Below are 18,398 nucleotides of genomic sequence, written 5' to 3'. Positions count from 1 at the left end.
TACTTCTCCTCCTGCACTTTCTTAATCTTTTCGAAAGAATTCAATCATATGATTCTATCCGTATTTTTTAATTATTAAAAAACACGGGTTATTCGTCATTCTTTTATTTAAACTAAATTTTAAACAAATAAATTATGGAACTATCGTTTCAGGGCTGGATGATTCCGGCTATTATCGTGCTTTTGTGTGTAATTTTTTACAAAATTATCTTAAGAGTTTTCTTCGGACTGGTTATCGTTCCCGAAGACAGAATTGGTTTGGTGACCAAAAAATTTGTGCTGGTAGGTAAACAGGAGCTTCCGGAAGGGAGAATCATTGCCATCAACGGAGAGGCTGGCTTTCAGGCTCAGACTTTAGCGCCTGGGATTTATTTCGGTAAATGGATCTGGCAATACACGATTCAATTTCAGCCGTTTACAGTAATTCCTACGGGAAAATTAGGATTAATTCTTGCTAAAGACGGAACAGAACTGGAAACCGGACGTATTCTGGCGAGAAAAGTAAACTGTGATTCTTTTCAGGATGCGGAAGCATTTCTTAAAAACGGAGGTAGAAAAGGGCGGCAGACTGCGATTATTGCGCCGGGTTCTTACAGAATCAATACTTTGCTGTTTGATATTGAGCTAACGGATATGACGCAAATTCCTGATAATGCAGTAGGAGTGATCACAACAATGGAAGGTAATCCTCTCGAAGAAGGACAGATCGCAGGTAAAATTGTCGAAGGTCACAACAAATTCCAGGACGTAGATACATTTTTAGGTAACGGAGGTTATAAAGGTCTTCAGGAACAGGTAATTTTGGCGGGTTCATACTTCTTAAATCCTTGGTTTACAAAAGTTGAAATGGTACATATGACGGAAATTCCGATCGGGCATGTCGGTGTGATTATCAGCTACGTAGGCGCAGAAGGCAAAGATTTAAGCGGAGTTGATTTTAAGCATGGAAATATTGTAGAAAAAGGGCATAAAGGAGTATGGTCAGAACCGATCGGTCCCGGAAAATACCCTATTAATCCTTATATTATGAAGGTTGAGCTTGTTCCTACCACCAATTTGGTTTTAAACTGGGCGTATGAAAGAAGTGAATCCCATCAGTTAGACAAAAACCTTTCAACGATTACCGTGAGAAGTAAGGATGGTTTCCCTTTTAATCTTGATGTTTCGCAAATCATTCATATTCCGACCTATGAAGCTCCAAAAGTGATTGCCCGTTTCGGAAATATGATCAATCTGGTGAGTCAGGTACTAGAGCCTACGATCGGAAATTATTTCAGAAACTCTGCGCAGGACAGTGATGTAATTGCGTTTTTAGGAACCCGTAAAGAAAGACAGCAGTCTGCGAAAGAACACATTAGCAGTGTTTTAGATCAGTACAATGTAAATGCAGTTGATACATTAATTGGTGCAATTGTTCCTCCTGAAAGCCTTATGAAAACATTGACGGACAGAAAGCTGGCGGAAGAACAGAAAATCACCTATGAAACAGAAATGTTAGCACAGGAAACCCGACAAAGTTTAGAAAAAGAAACTGCGGTTGCAGATATGCAGAAAGAAATTGTAAAAGCAGATCAGGGCGTTTGGATTGCAGAACGTGTTGCTGATGCTTCGGTGAAAAAAGCGACCGGTGATGCCAATTCTGTGCGTCTTCAGGCCAATGCAGAAGGAGACAGATTAAAATTACTCGCCACGGGTGAAGCCGAAAAAACAAGACTTTTAGCAAAAGCGGAATCCGAAAAAATAGAATTATTGGCGAAAGCCAATGCCGAGCAGATTTCTTTAACGGGTAATGCGGAAGCTGAGAAAATACTGGCAATCGGTAAATCTAATGCAGAATCTTATAAATTATCGGTGGAAGCAATGGGCGGAAACAATTTCACACAATTGAAGATCATGGAAAATATAGCTTCTCAAAAAGTGAAAATAATGCCGGATGTTCTTATCGGTGGCGGTGGAGATGCTGCCAATGGCGGTATCAGCGGATTATTGGGCTTACAGCTTCTTGACCAGCTTCAAAAGAAAAATGAAGACGGTTCAAAAATAATTTCAGTAAAATCTGATGAAACTCCTAAACAATAAAATTAATTTAAGATAAAAGAAAAACTCCCACTGTAAAAATGGGAGTTTTTTTATCTTAATTTTTTACTACTTGTCCGTCTTGATTAACGATCGTTTTACCTGTATTATCATCAACTTTTAGAGTATAAGGCGCCTTTTTAGCCGAATCGGTTAAATAATTTCTCCAAACTTGATAAGTGAAAGCATTATTTACAAATTCATAATAATAGTTACCGCCGGTCCCGTCAGGAATCAATTCTCCGTCCGGAATAATCATACTTGGTTTTGAAGTGATTTTTGCATTGGCTGCCCATGACTGATACAGATATTTTCCGTTGGGCTGCTTATCAATTCTTATTTTAAACTTTTTAGTCTTAATAATAACTGTTTTCGGCACTTTTTGAAAATATTCACTATTTCTTATATGAGAAACAGGATTTATATTTTTTAAGTCATTCGCTGAAACCAACGAAAATTGAGCAATACAAAATGCTCCCAATAGAATTTTTTTAATCATTTGAAAATGTATTTAACTGATTCTATTAGTTTTAATCAAATTTGAAGCCAATTAAATTGATTGAGCTTGAGTATAACTTGCAAAGGCTTCTTCCAGACTGCCGAATTTGCCTTTAAACTCATCAATCGGGCCGTCCTGAAGAATATTTCCTTTGTGGATGAGGATAACGCGTGTACACAGGGCTTCAACTTCCTGCATAATATGCGTGGAAAGCAAAACTGTTTTCTGTTGCCCGATTTCTTTGATAACATTTCTGATTTCGATAATCTGGTTGGGATCAAGGCCGTTTGTAGGCTCGTCAAGAATCAGTAAATCCGGTTGATGAATGATGGCCTGCGCAAGGCCTACTCTTTGTTTGTAGCCCTTTGAAAGTTGGCTGATTTTTTTTGATTTTTCGGGTGTAATTCCAACTAAATCAATGACTTCATTCACTCTGGAGGTCGGTATTTTATGAATGTTGGCCACAAATTCCAGATACTCTTTTACAAACATTTCCAGATAGAGCGGATTGTTTTCAGGAAGAAAACCGATCTTCTTTTTGCTCTCAATTTCGTGTTCGGTAATATTTTTACCATTAAAAATGATCTCACCTTCATCTATTTTCAAAGCACCTACAATTGATTTCATTAAAGTTGATTTTCCGGCTCCGTTGGGACCTAAAAGACCAATGATTTCATTTTTATCAATTGTGATATTAATATTGTTGAGTGCGGTTTGTTCACCAAATTTTTTGGTTAATTGAGTTATTTGAAGAGACATAATTTATACGATCTTTTTGCAAAAATAAAAATAAAAAAACTCATTCGAATGAATGAGTCAGGTTAATATTTTAAAATTTAATTATTTTCTTCCTTTTTTTGGGGTAGGGGTAGCAGTAGAAGCCTGATTTGTAGTTTTCGACGGATGATTTGTCGTAGCTGGTTTTTCATAAGAGGCTGATCTGCCGTTTGTTTTTCCAAAAATCTTGTCGACCTGTTTTCTGTTCAGAAACTGAGACTTTCCAACATATTTTTTGTTTTTATTGATATACTGGATAAACTGTACTGTCGGCTGGCCGTAATTTTTTTCGTAATGCAGTTCAACGATATCATTTGGCAGCTCAAGAACAATATTTTCGTTCGGAAGAACAGTAAAACCTTCTGTAATCATTTGGTACAGGCCTGCAACATCTCCGTCCAGATTCTGGAAAGAGAAAGATCTGATTGTATTAAGGTTAGCAGTATTAAGATCCTGATAATTGATAGTGAATTTATCGTCTTTTTTATATAAACCTACGGAATTATCTTTACCAACTTCCACCAAAGTTTCATTTTTCAGCACTTTTATCTGCGAGAAAACTGAAATACCGAACATACAAGTAAATAGTAGAATTATTTTTCTCATGTGATGACTTTTAATGTTTTATAATTTGGTATATCTAAATTACTAAAAAAATGTTAAAAAACAATTTTTATTCTTCGAGGGCAAAAGTAACAATTTTTTTTAATATCCATCATGATTTACATGAGGATCCTATGCATTTCATTGGAGTTTAAACAGTATCTTAACATCTTTATTTTGAGGGATTTGAGATGTTTTTAGATATGTATAATGCTAAAGTACAGGTTATTTAAAATTAATTGTGCCATCTTTCTAATTAATTAGAAGACAGCATATAACCCAATTTTTTATCCTCCGGTAAATGCCAATTTAAATAAATGTTAATTTTTCTATTCAAAGGTTAGTGATATACTTTGTATAAAAACCGGTTAATTAAACTATTTGAATTAAAGATTTCAGAATTAAAGATTTTTGTTTCGAGGGTCTTTGTAAGAAACATGCTAACGTTAAAATTAAATTATTTTTCATTGTGCTAAAAATTAAGATGCAAAGATACTCAAAATTATAAAAGATCAGTATGATAGATTTCAGGCTAAATATTGATGACAGCTTATTTGTATTTCCACTTTTGCTAAATAAAAAGCCGTTCCACAATGTGTGAAACGGCCATTTTTTATATGATTAATGAAATATTTTAATGTTTTACAATCAGATGTACTGATTTTTTCTCGTTATTCGCAATAATGCTTACAACATAAACTCCATTTGGAAGATCAGAAATTGAGAACGTTTTTTTACTGATTCCTTTTCTCAGATTTTCTGCATTAGAAATAGTTTTTAATGTTGTTCCGTTATATTCAGCTAAAATAATATTCACTTTTGCGTCTTGCATAAGATTAAATTCTAAAGTAGCATTGGATGAAGCCGGGTTTGGAGACAATTTTACGTCCTGTAAAACCATTGCCAGCATTTTGGCTTCACGGCATTTATCATCACAGAATGGATCGCCGTCATCAACATCCTTCTGATTCATGCTTACAAGGAAGTGGCAAACGCTTCCGTACAGCTCATCCGGATTATTCGTTACGCTCTGAGAAACTGCAAAATCATAGTTTTCAGGTGACGTAATGCTTGTATTTTCCTGCTGGAAGGTCAAAGCAATCGGGAAATATTCATTAACCTTTACATTTACATTTTTAATAGCGGCATTCAGAGGATCAATTACTATAAATTCATGCTCATTATAATTTAAAACCTGAAGACCTTCTAATTGTTTTCCTCCTTCTTCCCATCTTTGCCATGCTATATCATTAAGCTTAATAACAACGCGTCCAATATTTTTAAATGGCGTATTAGAGTCTTTTATTAAATTAAATCTAATATCAAAAGGATTGTCATGATCAAAATAGTTTCCAAAGAAGAAACCTGTTTGCTTAAGGAATGTTCCGCTTAAATTAACCAGTCTTGTATTTCTTGTGACAACGTTATTATTATTGGTTACATTAGGCTCTATCGGAGCTCCCGGACCAGGGTTTTCGTTGTACATCGGGTCGCCTGGCGTTACAATTCTTCCTAAGAAACAAACTACATTATCTGTAAGGCCACCGTAGATTACAGGGTTTACAGGATTCCATTTGGCATCAATAATATAAGTTTGCCCCGGAGCAAGAGCCGGAATTTTAAATCCTTGTCCTGTAGCATATGAATTGGAAGAGTTAAATCCTGTATAAGGCGTTGTAAGCTCTCCACCTGCAGAAAATCCGTTAATCAGCTGTATTCCGTTCCATGAATTTGGCCATGTTTCGCCTGTTGATCCCATCGTCCAGTATAATCTTGCAAAGCTTGGCGCAGAAGTGGTACATCCTATATTATGAACTCTGAACCTCATCACATTGCTTCCAAGACCTCCGTATCCCGGATCCTGATGGGTAAGATTTAATAAAGCGCTGTTGGTACGTCTGTTCCAGATATCAGGGCTTTGATAAATATTTGCCCATGTTGTTGCAGATGGGTTTGGCTCAATTCCTACATCTGCCGCGCTGTCGAATGCTGCAAGGCTGTACATGCTTTTAGCTTTTACCACAGCAGCATAAGCATTTACCAATCCGTAGCCCATCTGGTTATGCCATGTTCCGTTTGGTCTTCCCGAAGCAGATCCGTAAGCATAAAGATCAGTTCTTACTTTTTGAGCAGTCTGTTCTATAATATCTCTTACCTGCTGTGCTGTTAAGCATGGGTTTACTGATAAAATTAAAGCCGCAACTCCAGCTATTACAGGGCAAGCAGATGATGTTCCGTTAAAGTTTGGAATATAGTTTGAAGGATCGTATCCGTTGGCACCCTGTCTGTCTGAAGTCGGCATTTTTACTCCTGGAGCCATGATATCCAATTGACTTCCATAGCAACTTCCCCACCAATTTTCTCCGTCACAAGAACTCGGGCTTTTTCTCTCTCCGCAAGGGCTTAAAGCTCCAACAACCAATATCTTTGGATTCCAGCTTCCCGGATATCTTATGGCGGTATTATTTTCGTTTCCTGCAGCAAAAACGACTACCATACCTTTACCGCCTCTGCCATTCACAAGAGCGTTTGTAATTGCATTTTCAATAATAGGAGAAGGTGCATATCCTCCCCATGAATTGCTGATAACATCAACTCCGTTTGCAGTTGCCCAGTTGAATCCATTGGCAAGTTGTTGAGGAGTATTCGAAAATTCAAGACTAATACTTATGGAGATTAATTTTGTATTGGGAGCAACGCCGCTTCCTCCAAGATTATTGTTTTGTACGGCTCCTGTAATTCCTGCGCAAGGAGTTGCATGATCTCCTCTTACAATTGATGGGGCAGAATTTGTTTGAGCATCAAATCCGGTTCCGAATATGTTTGCGGCCAGATCAGGATGATTCATCTCGACACCTTGATCATAAATGGCTGTTTTTACATTGGCACCAGTGGAAAGTGTCCAGGCCTGCTCTGCCTTAATATCTATTCCTGTATATGCAGAACCATATTGACCGGTATTTTTTAGTGACCATTGGTTTGGAAATAAGGGGTCTGCTGTAGTCTGAAGATTATGATAAATAAATTCAGGTTCTGTGCTTTCAAAATGTCCTGATTCATAGAATAAATTAGCCATTTCTATTGCAGTCGGGAATGTAGAATTTTTGTTGCATGCTACAGTAAACCAAAGTGGCATGTATTCATTATATCCTAATACTTCAGCATTATTTTTAGCCGCTAATTCCTGTAATGCTTTAATGCCGTTTTTTGATTTCAGCTTCACATAAAAATTATTTGACATCCCCATTTTTTGTCCTTCAGAAGTTAAAAAACATGGAGAAGCCAGAATAACATCAGGATTAGCATTTTTTTCTTTAATATTTGAGATATATTGTTCGTCTGTAACTGTAGCGTCAGATTCTACTTCAACATAAAAAGTTTTCGTATTATCTGTAACCTTTTTGCCATCTGTAAAAAGTGAGTTTTTGGTATAACTTTCAACAATTGGAGTTTTTGGTTTTAGATTCTTCGCAAGTCGCGTTGTGCTTGACGATATTGCAATGGAAGATTTGTCTAATTGCAGAAAATATTTTTTTCCGTTATAATAATAAAAATATTTTGATTGTGCACTTATGCCCAGTATCATAAAGAGCGATAAGACGAGGGTAAGTATTTTGATTTTCATGATTATTTTTTGTTTGGTGGTTAATAATTTTTTTAAGATTTAAAATCTATCTACGGGGGTTTTAAAAGAATTCTAAGCATAATTCATGGTTAAAGGTTAATAAATAATTTGTTTAAATCATTTAAATTCAGTGGTTTAAATGGATTTATCTAAAGGTATAAGAAAATAAGGCTAAGTAGCCAGCATGAATGAGTAAGTGTGCTTACATTAAGGTTAAGTGTTGTAAATGTTGGGATAAGTGTAAGTTGAATAAATCACCTCGATGTGGGTTGAACATGAAAACTTGATTTTATTTAAAAAAAATTCATTAAAAATTATCAATATTATTCACTGTTTGAATCATTTTAAAGGAAAGGATTTTTCAATTTGGTAAAAACTTTGATGTTTTTAAATTACCAAATATCTGATATGAAAAAATTTACAGTTGAGACATTTTTATTTTTAATGATTGGTCTAAGTTTTCACGCACAATCTTTAAAATCCCCGGACGGAAAGTTTGAAATGGACTTTCAATTAAAACAGGGCGTACCTTATTACAACCTGAAATACAACGGCAAAACAGTTGTTGAAGATTCTAGATTAGGGCTGAGATTATTTAATGTTACAGGAACTATTCCGGATATAACAAAGCCTGAAAATGCAACATTTGATCTTAACAATGGTTTTACAAAAACAGACGAAAAACGTAATGCTAAAAACGAAACCTGGCAGCCCATTTTAGGTGAAAAGAAAAGTTATGTTAATCACTATAACGAATTGGCGGTTGCCCTGAATCAAACTGCGACAGACAGAAATATCATAGTTAAATTCAGATTGTTTAATGACGGACTGGGCTTCAGATATGAATTTCCGCAGCAGAAAAACCTCAATTATTTCACTATCCGTGAAGAAGATTCTGAATTTGATTTCCCGACAGACATGAAAACCTGGTGGATCGTTGGAGATTATGATTCACAGGAATATCCTTATCAGACCACGAAAATTTCTGAAATTCCTTCAAAATGGGAGCAGGCATTTGACAAACATTCTTCCCAGACATTGATTCAAAATGCAGTGCAATCTCCATTAATGCTAAAAAAAGAAGGAAAAGAGCCTTTATATATCAATGTTGCGGAAGCTGCCGTTTTAGATTATCCGGCTTCAAATCTGGAAGTTGATCCTCAGAATTTTAAGTTTAAAACTCATCTTACCCCAGACCGGCAAGGTGCAAAAGGATATATTCAAACTCCTTCTGCAACGCCATGGAGAACGATTATTGTTGCTCCGAAAGCTGAAACTGTTTTAGATTCCAAAATGTTGTTTAACCTTAATGAGCCGACAAAATATAAAGATACTTCTTACATTCATCCTACAAAATATATGGGCGTCTGGTGGGAAATGATTATCGGAAAATCGCAATGGGCTTATGGCGAGCCTAAAACGAATATCCACATTGGAAAAACAGATTATTCAACCATAAAACCCAACGGAAAACACGCTGCCAATAATACTAAAGTTAAAGAATATATCGATTTTGCAGCTGAAAACGGTTTTGACGGACTGTTAATTGAAGGCTGGAACATCGGCTGGGAAGACTGGATCAATCATTCAAAAGAATTTGTTTTCGACTTTATAACACCTTACCCGGATTTTGATATTAAAATGTTGAATGAATATGCTCATTCTAAGGGAATTAAGCTCATTATGCACCACGAAACTTCGGGTTCAGCAACAAATTATGAAAGATGGGCCGATAAAGCTTTCCAGTTGATGAACAAATATGGCTATGATGCCGTGAAAACCGGTTATGTCGGCGATATTATTCCAAGAGGGGAGCATCATTATTCTCAATGGATGATCAATCATTATTATAGAATTGCTGAAAAGGCAAATGAGTATAAAATCATGATTAATTCTCACGAATCGGTGCGTCCCGGCGGTGAAAGCCGCACGTATCCGAATTGGGTTTCCGCAGAAGCCGCACGCGGAACAGAGCATGAAGCTTTTTTAGGTAATAATCCTGATCATCAGACGATTTTGCCTTTTACAAGATGGATAGGCGGTTCTATGGACTACACGCCGGGAATTTTCCAGACCAAATTAGATTATTATTTCCCTGGAGATAAGCGTTTTGTGAAAACTACCTTGGCAAAACAGCTGGCTTTGTATGTAGTAATGTATATGCCGGTGCAAATGGCCGCAGATTTACCCGAAAACTACAAAAAGCACATGGATGCTTTCCAGTTTATTAAGGATGTAGCAGCAGATTGGGATGATACGAAAATTTTATCGGCAGAACCCGGAGATTACATAATTACGGCCAGAAAAGCAAAAGGAACAGAAAATTGGTTCGTTGGCGGGATTACAGATGAAAACAAACGCGATTATACCGTAGATTTTTCATTTTTAAATAAAGGCAAAAAATACGAAGCAACGATCTATGAAGATGGAAAAGACGCCGATTACATTAACAATCCTCAGAGTTATAATATTTACAAAAAAGAGATTACAAGCAAATCAAAGATTAATTTTAAAATGGCAAGAAGTGGTGGTTTTGCAGTCACAATTAAGCCTTTAGATTAAATGTAAATTACTCCGGCCAGGGTGAATGCAGGATCAGATCACAATAATCCGGTTTTTGATATCCTGGAATCATGCAGGCACAGATATCGGAATTAATGCTGCCATAAGTTGTGTGTGGTTTGTGTTTAAAACCTTCAAAAAAAGTGTTGATCATATTTTTCTTCAGTCCATTTCGGGGAAATTGCCTCACGATTTCCTCACGGATGCTGTCTGATAGCTGATCATATCCTTTTCCGATGACATCCAAAGCTGCTCCATAGTTGAGTAAAGCAACTTCCGGCTCTTTGTATTCGGCAATACCGGGAGAAGTATGCAGCGCAACTGTATCCCAAACCAGCTGTAACGATTGTGGAGAAACGTCGTAGCCACGCAGGAAATCACGAGCTGCATTGGCCCCGTCAACCTCGAATCTTTTATCATCGCTACGGTAATGAGGCGTCAAACCAAGATCATGAAACATGGTGCTGACATATAAAAGCTCGGCGTTATAGGTGAGATTGTTTTGTTGACCGTTTAAAGCTGCAAAAAGAAAAACGCGCAACGTGTGATTATATAAAAGTTCGCTGCCATGTTCTCGCAACAATTCCGTTGATTGGGTTGCCATTGCGCTGTCGGGAATTTTTATTCCGGCTATAATTTTACCTGTAACTTTCATCGTATAAATTGTTTACGATGACAAAGTTGGGAAATAAAAACTCATTTTTTCTTAAACAGGTTTAAGAAATGAAATTATTCATTATTTCTTTACCACAAAAGCTCTTAATTCTGCCATTTTACCATCTTCAAATCTCCAGAAATCACAATAATCATATGTAACCCAAATGTCATTTTCATATAAGCTTATGGTACCGACTGCCGTCACAAAATTTCCTTCACCAATCATGTATTCCACATCAAATTTTGGTGGTTTTTTGTAAGCTTCGGCCATATATTGACGGATTTCCTCTTTTCCTGAAAGTATCCGGTCTCCTACGAATGTCCATTTCGTGTTTTCCGTGCAATACGTTAGAAAGGTTTCGTGATCGCCTGCTGAAATCGCTGCATTTGCTTTTTCCAAAACTGTTTTATTATCCATAAGCGTAAATTTATCAAGAATTAATTTTTGATTTAATTATTCAAAGGATATGCCGTCAATTAATTAGTAGAATTTTAAAAATTAATTTATAAAGAAGACAGAATATGGTTTTTAAAGCTATAAAAAAGCTGAATTAATTAAGTTCATAATTAAAAATAACCAGGCTCAGGATAAAATGTACATAATCCTGTTCTGCGTCTTTTCTGTTGATCAGCCTGTTTTTATAATCGTAGGAATTCAGTATTCTTGATAATTTATAGTATTCTTCAAATTTATCACCTTTAATTTTACTCCTCGCATTCCCGTCCCTGGTTTTAATGATTTCATTATCTAAAGTCCTGACTTTAAATAAAACATGACACAGTTTCGGGCTGTAATTCATCCGCCCAATATATCTTTCAACTATATTAACCTTGAATGAATCAAATACGATTGTATTAAAAACAATATTAGAGTCCGGCTCCTGCGTATTGAGCTCAAGCGTATAGTTCATGAATTTAAATTTTTACAAATTTACTCAGAAGTTGAAATACTTCAAAGTAAAACTCCTTGTTTATATTATTTAAAAATAATAAATTGAAAAAACGGGGATTATTCGGTAATTTTTTCAGTTAATTTTTGGCAAGTATAAATAAAATTAAATTCAATTCATAAAATTTTGGCAAATAAATTGTTGTGTAGAACATAAGATGATGATTGAGTTCAACATATATACAACCATTTTAAATTATTATTATGAAAAAATCGATTTTAACATTTCTGGCCTTCACTGCAATGGTGGCTTGCAAGAAAAATGAAACTACAGCGGTAAATAACGCTACAGACAGCCCTGCAGTAGCGGCTCCCGCAGATTCCGGGGTTATTGCGAGTGATACGGCTAAAACGGCTGACAGCATGAAAACCGCTCTCAGCGACCAGGACAAAAAATTCGCTGACGCCGCAGCCAAAGGAGGAATGATGGAAGTCATGATGGGACAGCTTGCAGCTACAAACGCATCCAGCCAGACGGTAAAAACATTGGGTGAAATGATGGTGAAAGACCACAGCAAAGCCAATGATGAGCTTAAAAAATGGGCATCAACGGCAGGGTATACGTTGCCAACAAGCTTAGATGCCGATCAGCAGAAAAAATATGATGATCTGAAAGCAAAAAAAGCGGCAGAATTTGACCGCTCTTACACAGATCTGATGGTTACTGACCATAAAAAAGATATCGAAGAGTTTAAAAAAGAGGCTACAAATGGTTCGGAAGCTTCTTTAAAATCTTTCGCAAGTACAACTTTGCCAACTTTAGAACATCATCTGATGGAATCTGAAAAAGCAAAAAGTGCTGTAAAATAAATAGGTGCTTATCTTGCATTACCGCTTAGCTTCTCTTTTTCGAGAAGCTTTTTTTACGTTTTTATCTTCAGAAAATTAAAGATGATTTCTTCAATATGAGTGTACATATAACACGGTAAAAAATTATCTTTGATGACCGGAAATTATTGATAATATAAAGCCTTTTAAAGGATTAAATTTAATGAAATGATACACAGACTTTATAGGGAACAACAGCTTAACTGTGATATAAAAACAGCCTGGAATTTTTTTTCTTCCGCGAATAATCTTTCTAAAATCACCCCAAAAGATATGAATTTTACGGTGCTTACCAAGATGGATGACGACGGGATTTTTGAAGGAATGATCATTGATTATCATGTTTCACCCCTTTTAGGAATAAAAATGAAATGGAAAACGGAAATTACACAGGTTGATTTCCAAAAAAGCTTTACAGATTTTCAAAAGAAAGGACCTTACAAGCTCTGGAACCATCATCACGAATTTATAATCAACGAAAATGGAGTTTTTATGAAAGATTCGGTGGATTATGAGCTTCCTTTAGGTTTTTTGGGTGAAATTGCACATGCTCTATTTGTCAGAAAAAAGCTGAAGCATGTTTTTGATTACCGATATGAAGTTTTAGAAAAAATGTTTAACGGAAAATAAATTCACGATTTATCCATTTTTCTGTATAGCGTAGATTTTTAACCTATTTCCGTAATTTTTAAAAAAATATTTAAAATAAACATGGGCGATACATTTTCATTTTCTGATAACAGCCAGATTGAAGTGGTTTCTACCTTTTCAGGGCTTGTAAATACTAATTTCCAAGGAAGTACGAATGCACTTTGCTGGGCCAGGAATTTGGACGGAGATTTTAAAGAAATTGTGTCTAAGCTTCAGGTAAAAGAAAATGTTACTGAAGTTTCCACTGAAGATCTTTTAGCCTTACAACTATCAGAAAAAGGGAGTCTCGCAAGGGAAATTATTTTACGTGATATACAATTACTGGCGGATTTCGGAGCTTTGCCTTCTCTTAATCTGATTGCTTATTATAACCGGGATCAGGACCTGGATTTCTTCTCAACAGATGTTTATTCGTATCATGTCGACCGTTCACCCATTGGAACGGATACTTTTTTATGTACATATTATGGCATAGCAAGTGATATTTTACCCAACGATCAAGCCCAGCAAAAAATTTTAATCCCTGAAATCAGGGAAAAGCTTAAAAAATTACACAACGGTCCGGAAGAAGATTTTGAAGCCTTTCTAACAGAATGTTTCTTTGATCTTCATTATCAGCCTGATCCAGGTGCAGAACCTGTTAATTTAGGAACAGGGCATCTTTGGCGTCTGGCAGTAGATCATCCTTTACAACAGGTTTTACCATGCATTCACAGGGCTCCTGCTGAAAATGATGAATTCCGGCTGCTTTTGATTTGTTAATTAATATTTAACTAAAAAAAGGAATTTATACTTGAATTTAATCATATGAAGTTGTTATCTCTTTGATTTTAAACTTCTGAAATAGATAAATATTCCATAAGATCAATTCGTAGCCGTAAGCGGTGTCTTCAATGGGAATCGTCAGTATTCTTATTCCCAGAAATTCGGCTGGATTATAATTAACAATAGGTGAGGGCAGTCCGGTGCCTGTTAAAATGCCATTTACCAATAAGAATCCGGGCATCAGCAGTAAATAAATGAAAGAAGCTTTACCGATCCATCTTGATTTTAAAACAAAATACAGGATGAAAAGACTGAGTGAAGTCGTTATAAAGGTAAATGAAGTATAGACTTTTTCATGATAATAAATTCCGATGATTAATGAAATAATGCTGCTGACGATGACAAAAATCTTTTCCGGCAGTGGTTTCCAGTTGAGCTTAAAAAATTTATCAAGGCAATAATATGTAAAAATACAAGCAAACGGAATGCATATAAAAAACAATATTTCTTCAATCGGAAGTTTTAAAATCCTGATTCCCAAAATGTATTGGTCATTAAACCACCAGACTCCGATTTTTGTAAACCAGGCATCCCAGACAATAAATACAAGGCCAACAATGCATGAAGCCTTAAAAAATGCTCCGAAATGACGGTTAAATTTTATTTTATGATGGAATGAAAAAATAAAACAAATAATAACGGTAAAAAGGTCGATGAGAAGATAGGTACAGGAAAGCATTTATTTATTTATTTTATTAAAAAACAGCTTAAAATATTTTACCGGAACCCACAGAAAACCGAAACATTCCCCTTTTTCTTTCCCTGTATGTTTATGATGCTGCTTATGAGCACGTCTGATTGCCAAAAGGTAAGGATTTTGAGTATTCCGTAATAATTTGATTCTTTGATGAATAAAAATATCATGCACAAAAAAATAGGCCATACCGTAAAGTGCAATCCCGATGGCTATATAAAACCAATGATTAAAATTTTGAATCGTACCATAATACATCAAAATAATCGTCGGCACCGCAAAAATGACAAAAAAATAATCATTCTTTTCCATATGACCTTCATGGCTGTGATCATGGTGATCTTTATGTAACGACCAGAGGAAACCGTGCATGACATATTTATGGATAAGCCACGTCATTGCTTCCATGATAAAAAAAGTAGTAATTACAATAAGAAAATTCATATTAATATTGTTAAAAGGTAAAAATTTACTATAAAAGAGAAGTTTTATATTGCAGATAGCTGCTCATCATCAGTGAAATTTTGGCCCCGCCTGATATTCTGATTCTCTCATTCATAATGGTTTTGGCAGATTTTCTTTTGATTTTTCTGAATAAAGAAATGTAATAGCGGTACGCAAGATAAACACCAAAACGCGAAGAGGCAGGCAATTTTTTTATGCCCTCAAGGGCTTCTTTGAATTCCTGATCGATATCTTTTTCAATGGAGAGCTTAACGGTATTGTCAAATGAGGAAATGTCAAGATCCGGAAAATAGCATCTCCCCAGAATATCAAAATCATCTTTCATATCACGCAGGAAATTGACTTTCTGGAAAGCCGAGCCCAGCTTCATGGCAAACGGTTTTAATTTTTCAAATTGTTCCGTATTTCCTTCAACAAAGATTTGCAGGCACATCAGCCCGACCACTTCAGCAGATCCCAGAATATACTCTTTATACAGGTCTGAATTATAATCGATTTTTTTAAGATCCATTTCCATGCTTTTCAAAAACTGATCGATTAAAGTGAGATCAATTTTATATAAATGAACCGTTTCCTGAAAAGACTGGAGAATCGGATTAAGGGAAATCTTCTCATCCAGTGCCTGCCAGGTTTCATTTCTGAATCGCTGGAGCAGCTTGCCTTTGTCATACTCATGAAAGCTGTCAACAATTTCGTCTGCCAAACGGACATAGCCGTAAATAGCGTAGATAGGATTTCTGATCCCGTGCTCCAATGCAAGAATTCCCAGTGAAAAGCTTGTACTGTATTGTTTTGTCGTCTCTTTGCTGATTTTATAAGAGAGTTCATCAAATAATTTTTTCATATTAATCAATTTTTGGTGGCTTCATGGGCAGCTATTTTTCCGGAAATAATAGAAGGTGGAACTCCCGGTCCCGGTACGGTAAGCTGGCCGGTATAAAAGAGATTTTTTAATTTTTTGTTTCTAAGTGATGGTTTGAGAACTGCCGTTTGTGACAAGGTATTGGCAAGGCCGTATGCATTTCCCTGGTATGCATTGTAATCTTCTTTAAAATCTTTAATGCAATAGCTTTTTTTATATTCTATTTTTGAAATAAGATCAGAAGTTCCTGTATGTTTTTCTAATCTTGAAATCATTTGGTTAAAATATATTTCCCTGATTTCTTCATTATCTTCTATTCCGGTTGCAACGGGCATCAGCAAAAAAAGGTTTTCACTATTTTCGGGCGCTACCGAAGGATCGGTTTTTGAAGGACAACAGGCATAAAACAACGGTTTTGTAGGCCATTTTTTATCAGTATAGATTTCTTCCGTATGAAGGTCGAGGTCATTTTCAAAAAATAAAGTATGATGCTTGAGATTAGGGATTTTTTCTTTGCATCCGATATAATAAATAAGGCATGAAGGCGCAAAAGTCCGTTTTTCCCAATACTTTTCATTATAATTCCGGAATTCTTCAGGAAGTAATTTCGTTTCGGTATGATGATAATCCGAAGAGGCAATAATGGTATCAAAATTAATTTCTTTTTGATTAACGATCAAGCCGGAAACTTTGTTATTTTTAACAATAATTTTTTCTACGTTGGAATTACAGTTAATGATAGTGCCTTGTTCTACAGCGATTTCTTTCATAGCATCTATGATTTTTGAAAAACCGCCCATCGGATACCATGTTCCCAGTTTATAGCCGCCATAATTCATCAGGCTGTAGAGCGCCGGGATATCTTTTGGCGCGGCACCCAGAAATATCACTGGAAATTCCATTAAGACAATCAGTTTCGGATGAGTGAAATATTTTCTTACAAAACTTTGAAAATTCGTTAATAAATCAAGCTTTAAGGCACTTTTTGCTATTTTAGGTGAAACAAATTCCCACCATGAATGGCAAGGTTTATTGACAAAATCTTTCATGCCCGTTTCATATTTATATTGAGCATCTTCCATAAATCTGTCAAGCATTTTTCCTGCGCCGGGCTCGGTTTTTTCAAAAAGATCCTTCATTTCTCCGTAATGATGCGGAATTTGCATAACTCCATCAGAAAAAACCATCTCAAACTGCGGATCTAAAGGGACAAGGGTATAAAAGTCTGATGCTTTTCTGTTAAATTCTTCAAAAAAAGACTCAATAATATCGGGCATCCAATACCAGCTCGGTCCCATATCGAAAATATATCCGTTATCGGTTTTAAAATTTCTGGCTCTTCCTCCAATATCGTTGTTTTTTTCAAATAAATGTACTTCATGGCCTTCTTTTGAAGCATAAGCCGCCGCTGATAACCCTGAAAAACCCGAACCTATGACCGCAATTTTCTTTTTCATCTTCTTTTAGTTTTTGAATTGATATTCTTCGTAAACGGTTCTGATGAGGTCTTTGCTGTTGATATTGCGGGAAAATATCGGATAATGAAAACGGTCAAGCTTATTGAGGAGACGGATGAGCTCCATTTTTTCATTATAAGTAAGGTTTCCGGTCACGATCTCTGTTGCGCTCCTGATTTTTTTCATCTGTTTTTCCAACGTTTCAAGGCCTTTTTCTGTGATGTTGATGACTTTATTTCTTCTGTCAGTTTCACATTCTGCCTGCTCGATCCATCCATGATTTAAAAGCCTGGCTATGATCAGCATTCCCGAAGGCTTATCCTGTATATTTTTTTTGATAAGCTCCATTTTTGTCATTTTTCCTAAAGCTTTTAAGTTGATGAGATAGATAAAATCTTCCTGTGTTGAAAAATCGGATTCGGCAATGGCTGATTTGGAGTAGGTTTTCGCATACCTGTTAAGATGTACAAGAAGCGTACTGATGGCGCTTTCCGGGGTTCTGCCGTTTTCCTTGCCTTCCCAATAAGGCTCTTCGGCTTTTTTTTGGTTATCAGAATATTCTTTATCACTTATCCATTTCTTAAAACCCTGTAAATCCTGAGAATAAGAATGGTGTATATTTTCGGTTTCAAACTCTTCCAGTAGCCCGATAACTTCTTTTGTGATTTTATAATTCATGATAATTTATTGTATATAAATATACTTATATTTTTAATAATAGTTTATAAATAAACTTATATCATTTTTCATGCCAAAAAACAGTATCAATAACGAAAAAAGAGTATTGATACTATAATTAACAATAAATGAGGGAATTAAAGTAAATAAAAGGATTTATGGTACTGAAACTGAAGAGAATTATATGTATC

Annotated in this window: 17 protein-coding genes; 5 read left to right on the top strand and 12 right to left on the bottom strand. The window is 35.7% G+C overall.

Going from position 1 to position 18,398, the window contains the following annotated elements:
- The first annotated feature begins 134 nt into the window (after positions 1 to 134).
- Positions 135 to 2,078, top strand: coding sequence for an SPFH domain-containing protein (locus tag BLT04_RS09855; protein ID WP_089755643.1), 1,944 nt, complete (start codon positions 135 to 137; stop codon positions 2,076 to 2,078).
- 55 nt (positions 2,079 to 2,133) lie between these two features.
- On the opposite strand, the gene BLT04_RS09850 is transcribed toward BLT04_RS09855, so the two are convergent.
- The 4 genes from BLT04_RS09850 to BLT04_RS19115 all read right to left on the bottom strand — a co-directional run bounded on the left by BLT04_RS09850 (position 2,134) and on the right by BLT04_RS19115 (position 7,579).
- On the bottom strand, positions 2,134 to 2,574 hold the full coding sequence (locus BLT04_RS09850; protein WP_089755642.1) for a hypothetical protein: 441 nt from the start codon (positions 2,572 to 2,574) through the stop codon (positions 2,134 to 2,136).
- Between the two features lie 51 nt (positions 2,575 to 2,625).
- Positions 2,626 to 3,333, bottom strand: a complete 708-nt coding sequence (locus tag BLT04_RS09845; protein WP_089755641.1) for an ABC transporter ATP-binding protein — start codon at positions 3,331 to 3,333, stop codon at positions 2,626 to 2,628.
- An 81-nt stretch (positions 3,334 to 3,414) separates the two neighbouring features.
- Positions 3,415 to 3,957, bottom strand: coding sequence for a hypothetical protein (locus BLT04_RS09840; protein ID WP_089755640.1), 543 nt, complete (start codon positions 3,955 to 3,957; stop codon positions 3,415 to 3,417).
- A gap of 631 nt (positions 3,958 to 4,588) precedes the next feature.
- Positions 4,589 to 7,579 carry a S8 family serine peptidase gene (locus BLT04_RS19115; RefSeq protein ID WP_089755639.1) on the bottom strand — a complete coding sequence of 997 codons (2,991 nt, stop codon included), beginning with the start codon at positions 7,577 to 7,579 and terminating at the stop codon, positions 4,589 to 4,591.
- 408 nt (positions 7,580 to 7,987) lie between these two features.
- Between BLT04_RS19115 and BLT04_RS09830 the strand changes: the two genes are divergently transcribed.
- On the top strand, positions 7,988 to 10,141 hold the full coding sequence (locus tag BLT04_RS09830) for a glycoside hydrolase family 97 protein (RefSeq protein ID WP_089756405.1): 2,154 nt from the start codon (positions 7,988 to 7,990) through the stop codon (positions 10,139 to 10,141).
- Positions 10,142 to 10,148: 7 nt separating this feature from the next.
- Here BLT04_RS09830 and BLT04_RS09825 read toward each other — a convergent pair whose 3' ends face one another.
- The 3 genes from BLT04_RS09825 to BLT04_RS09815 form a co-directional block, all read right to left on the bottom strand.
- Positions 10,149 to 10,796 (bottom strand): HD domain-containing protein, encoded by a 648-nt coding sequence (locus BLT04_RS09825; RefSeq protein WP_089755638.1) that lies wholly within the window; start codon positions 10,794 to 10,796, stop codon positions 10,149 to 10,151.
- Between the two features lie 81 nt (positions 10,797 to 10,877).
- A complete protein-coding gene (locus BLT04_RS09820) occupies positions 10,878 to 11,216 on the bottom strand; it encodes a nuclear transport factor 2 family protein (RefSeq protein ID WP_089755637.1) in 339 nt (112 codons plus the stop codon).
- A gap of 133 nt (positions 11,217 to 11,349) precedes the next feature.
- The gene (locus tag BLT04_RS09815; protein WP_089755636.1) at positions 11,350 to 11,709 is read right to left on the bottom strand and encodes a prevent-host-death protein; all 360 of its coding nucleotides are present in this window, start codon (positions 11,707 to 11,709) and stop codon (positions 11,350 to 11,352) included.
- A gap of 242 nt (positions 11,710 to 11,951) precedes the next feature.
- Between BLT04_RS09815 and BLT04_RS09810 the strand changes: the two genes are divergently transcribed.
- The 3 genes from BLT04_RS09810 to BLT04_RS09800 all read left to right on the top strand — a co-directional run bounded on the left by BLT04_RS09810 (position 11,952) and on the right by BLT04_RS09800 (position 13,988).
- Positions 11,952 to 12,557 (top strand): DUF4142 domain-containing protein, encoded by a 606-nt coding sequence (locus tag BLT04_RS09810; RefSeq protein ID WP_089755635.1) that lies wholly within the window; start codon positions 11,952 to 11,954, stop codon positions 12,555 to 12,557.
- A gap of 186 nt (positions 12,558 to 12,743) precedes the next feature.
- Positions 12,744 to 13,205 (top strand): SRPBCC family protein, encoded by a 462-nt coding sequence (locus BLT04_RS09805; protein WP_089755634.1) that lies wholly within the window; start codon positions 12,744 to 12,746, stop codon positions 13,203 to 13,205.
- 81 nt (positions 13,206 to 13,286) lie between these two features.
- A complete protein-coding gene (locus BLT04_RS09800; protein WP_089755633.1) occupies positions 13,287 to 13,988 on the top strand; it encodes a DUF1826 domain-containing protein in 702 nt (233 codons plus the stop codon).
- A 37-nt stretch (positions 13,989 to 14,025) separates the two neighbouring features.
- On the opposite strand, the gene BLT04_RS09795 is transcribed toward BLT04_RS09800, so the two are convergent.
- From BLT04_RS09795 to BLT04_RS09775, 5 genes are read right to left on the bottom strand one after another with little or no spacing between them, the layout of a single operon-like run.
- Positions 14,026 to 14,730: a lycopene cyclase domain-containing protein gene (locus BLT04_RS09795; RefSeq protein ID WP_089755632.1), complete on the bottom strand. Its 705-nt coding sequence runs from the start codon at positions 14,728 to 14,730 to the stop codon at positions 14,026 to 14,028.
- A complete protein-coding gene (locus tag BLT04_RS09790; protein ID WP_089755631.1) occupies positions 14,731 to 15,189 on the bottom strand; it encodes a sterol desaturase family protein in 459 nt (152 codons plus the stop codon).
- A gap of 28 nt (positions 15,190 to 15,217) precedes the next feature.
- Positions 15,218 to 16,054 (bottom strand): phytoene/squalene synthase family protein, encoded by an 837-nt coding sequence (locus BLT04_RS09785; RefSeq protein WP_089755630.1) that lies wholly within the window; start codon positions 16,052 to 16,054, stop codon positions 15,218 to 15,220.
- Positions 16,055 to 16,059: 5 nt separating this feature from the next.
- On the bottom strand, positions 16,060 to 17,529 hold the full coding sequence (locus BLT04_RS09780) for a phytoene desaturase family protein (RefSeq protein ID WP_089755629.1): 1,470 nt from the start codon (positions 17,527 to 17,529) through the stop codon (positions 16,060 to 16,062).
- A gap of 6 nt (positions 17,530 to 17,535) precedes the next feature.
- Positions 17,536 to 18,207 carry a MarR family winged helix-turn-helix transcriptional regulator gene (locus BLT04_RS09775; protein ID WP_089755628.1) on the bottom strand — a complete coding sequence of 224 codons (672 nt, stop codon included), beginning with the start codon at positions 18,205 to 18,207 and terminating at the stop codon, positions 17,536 to 17,538.
- Positions 18,208 to 18,398: the final 191 nt, after the last annotated feature.

Source organism: Chryseobacterium soldanellicola (genome assembly GCF_900100115.1).
GTDB lineage: Bacteria > Bacteroidota > Bacteroidia > Flavobacteriales > Weeksellaceae > Chryseobacterium > Chryseobacterium soldanellicola.
Note: the sequence above shows the minus strand (reverse complement) of the source record. Positions and strands in the feature narration are given on the sequence as shown.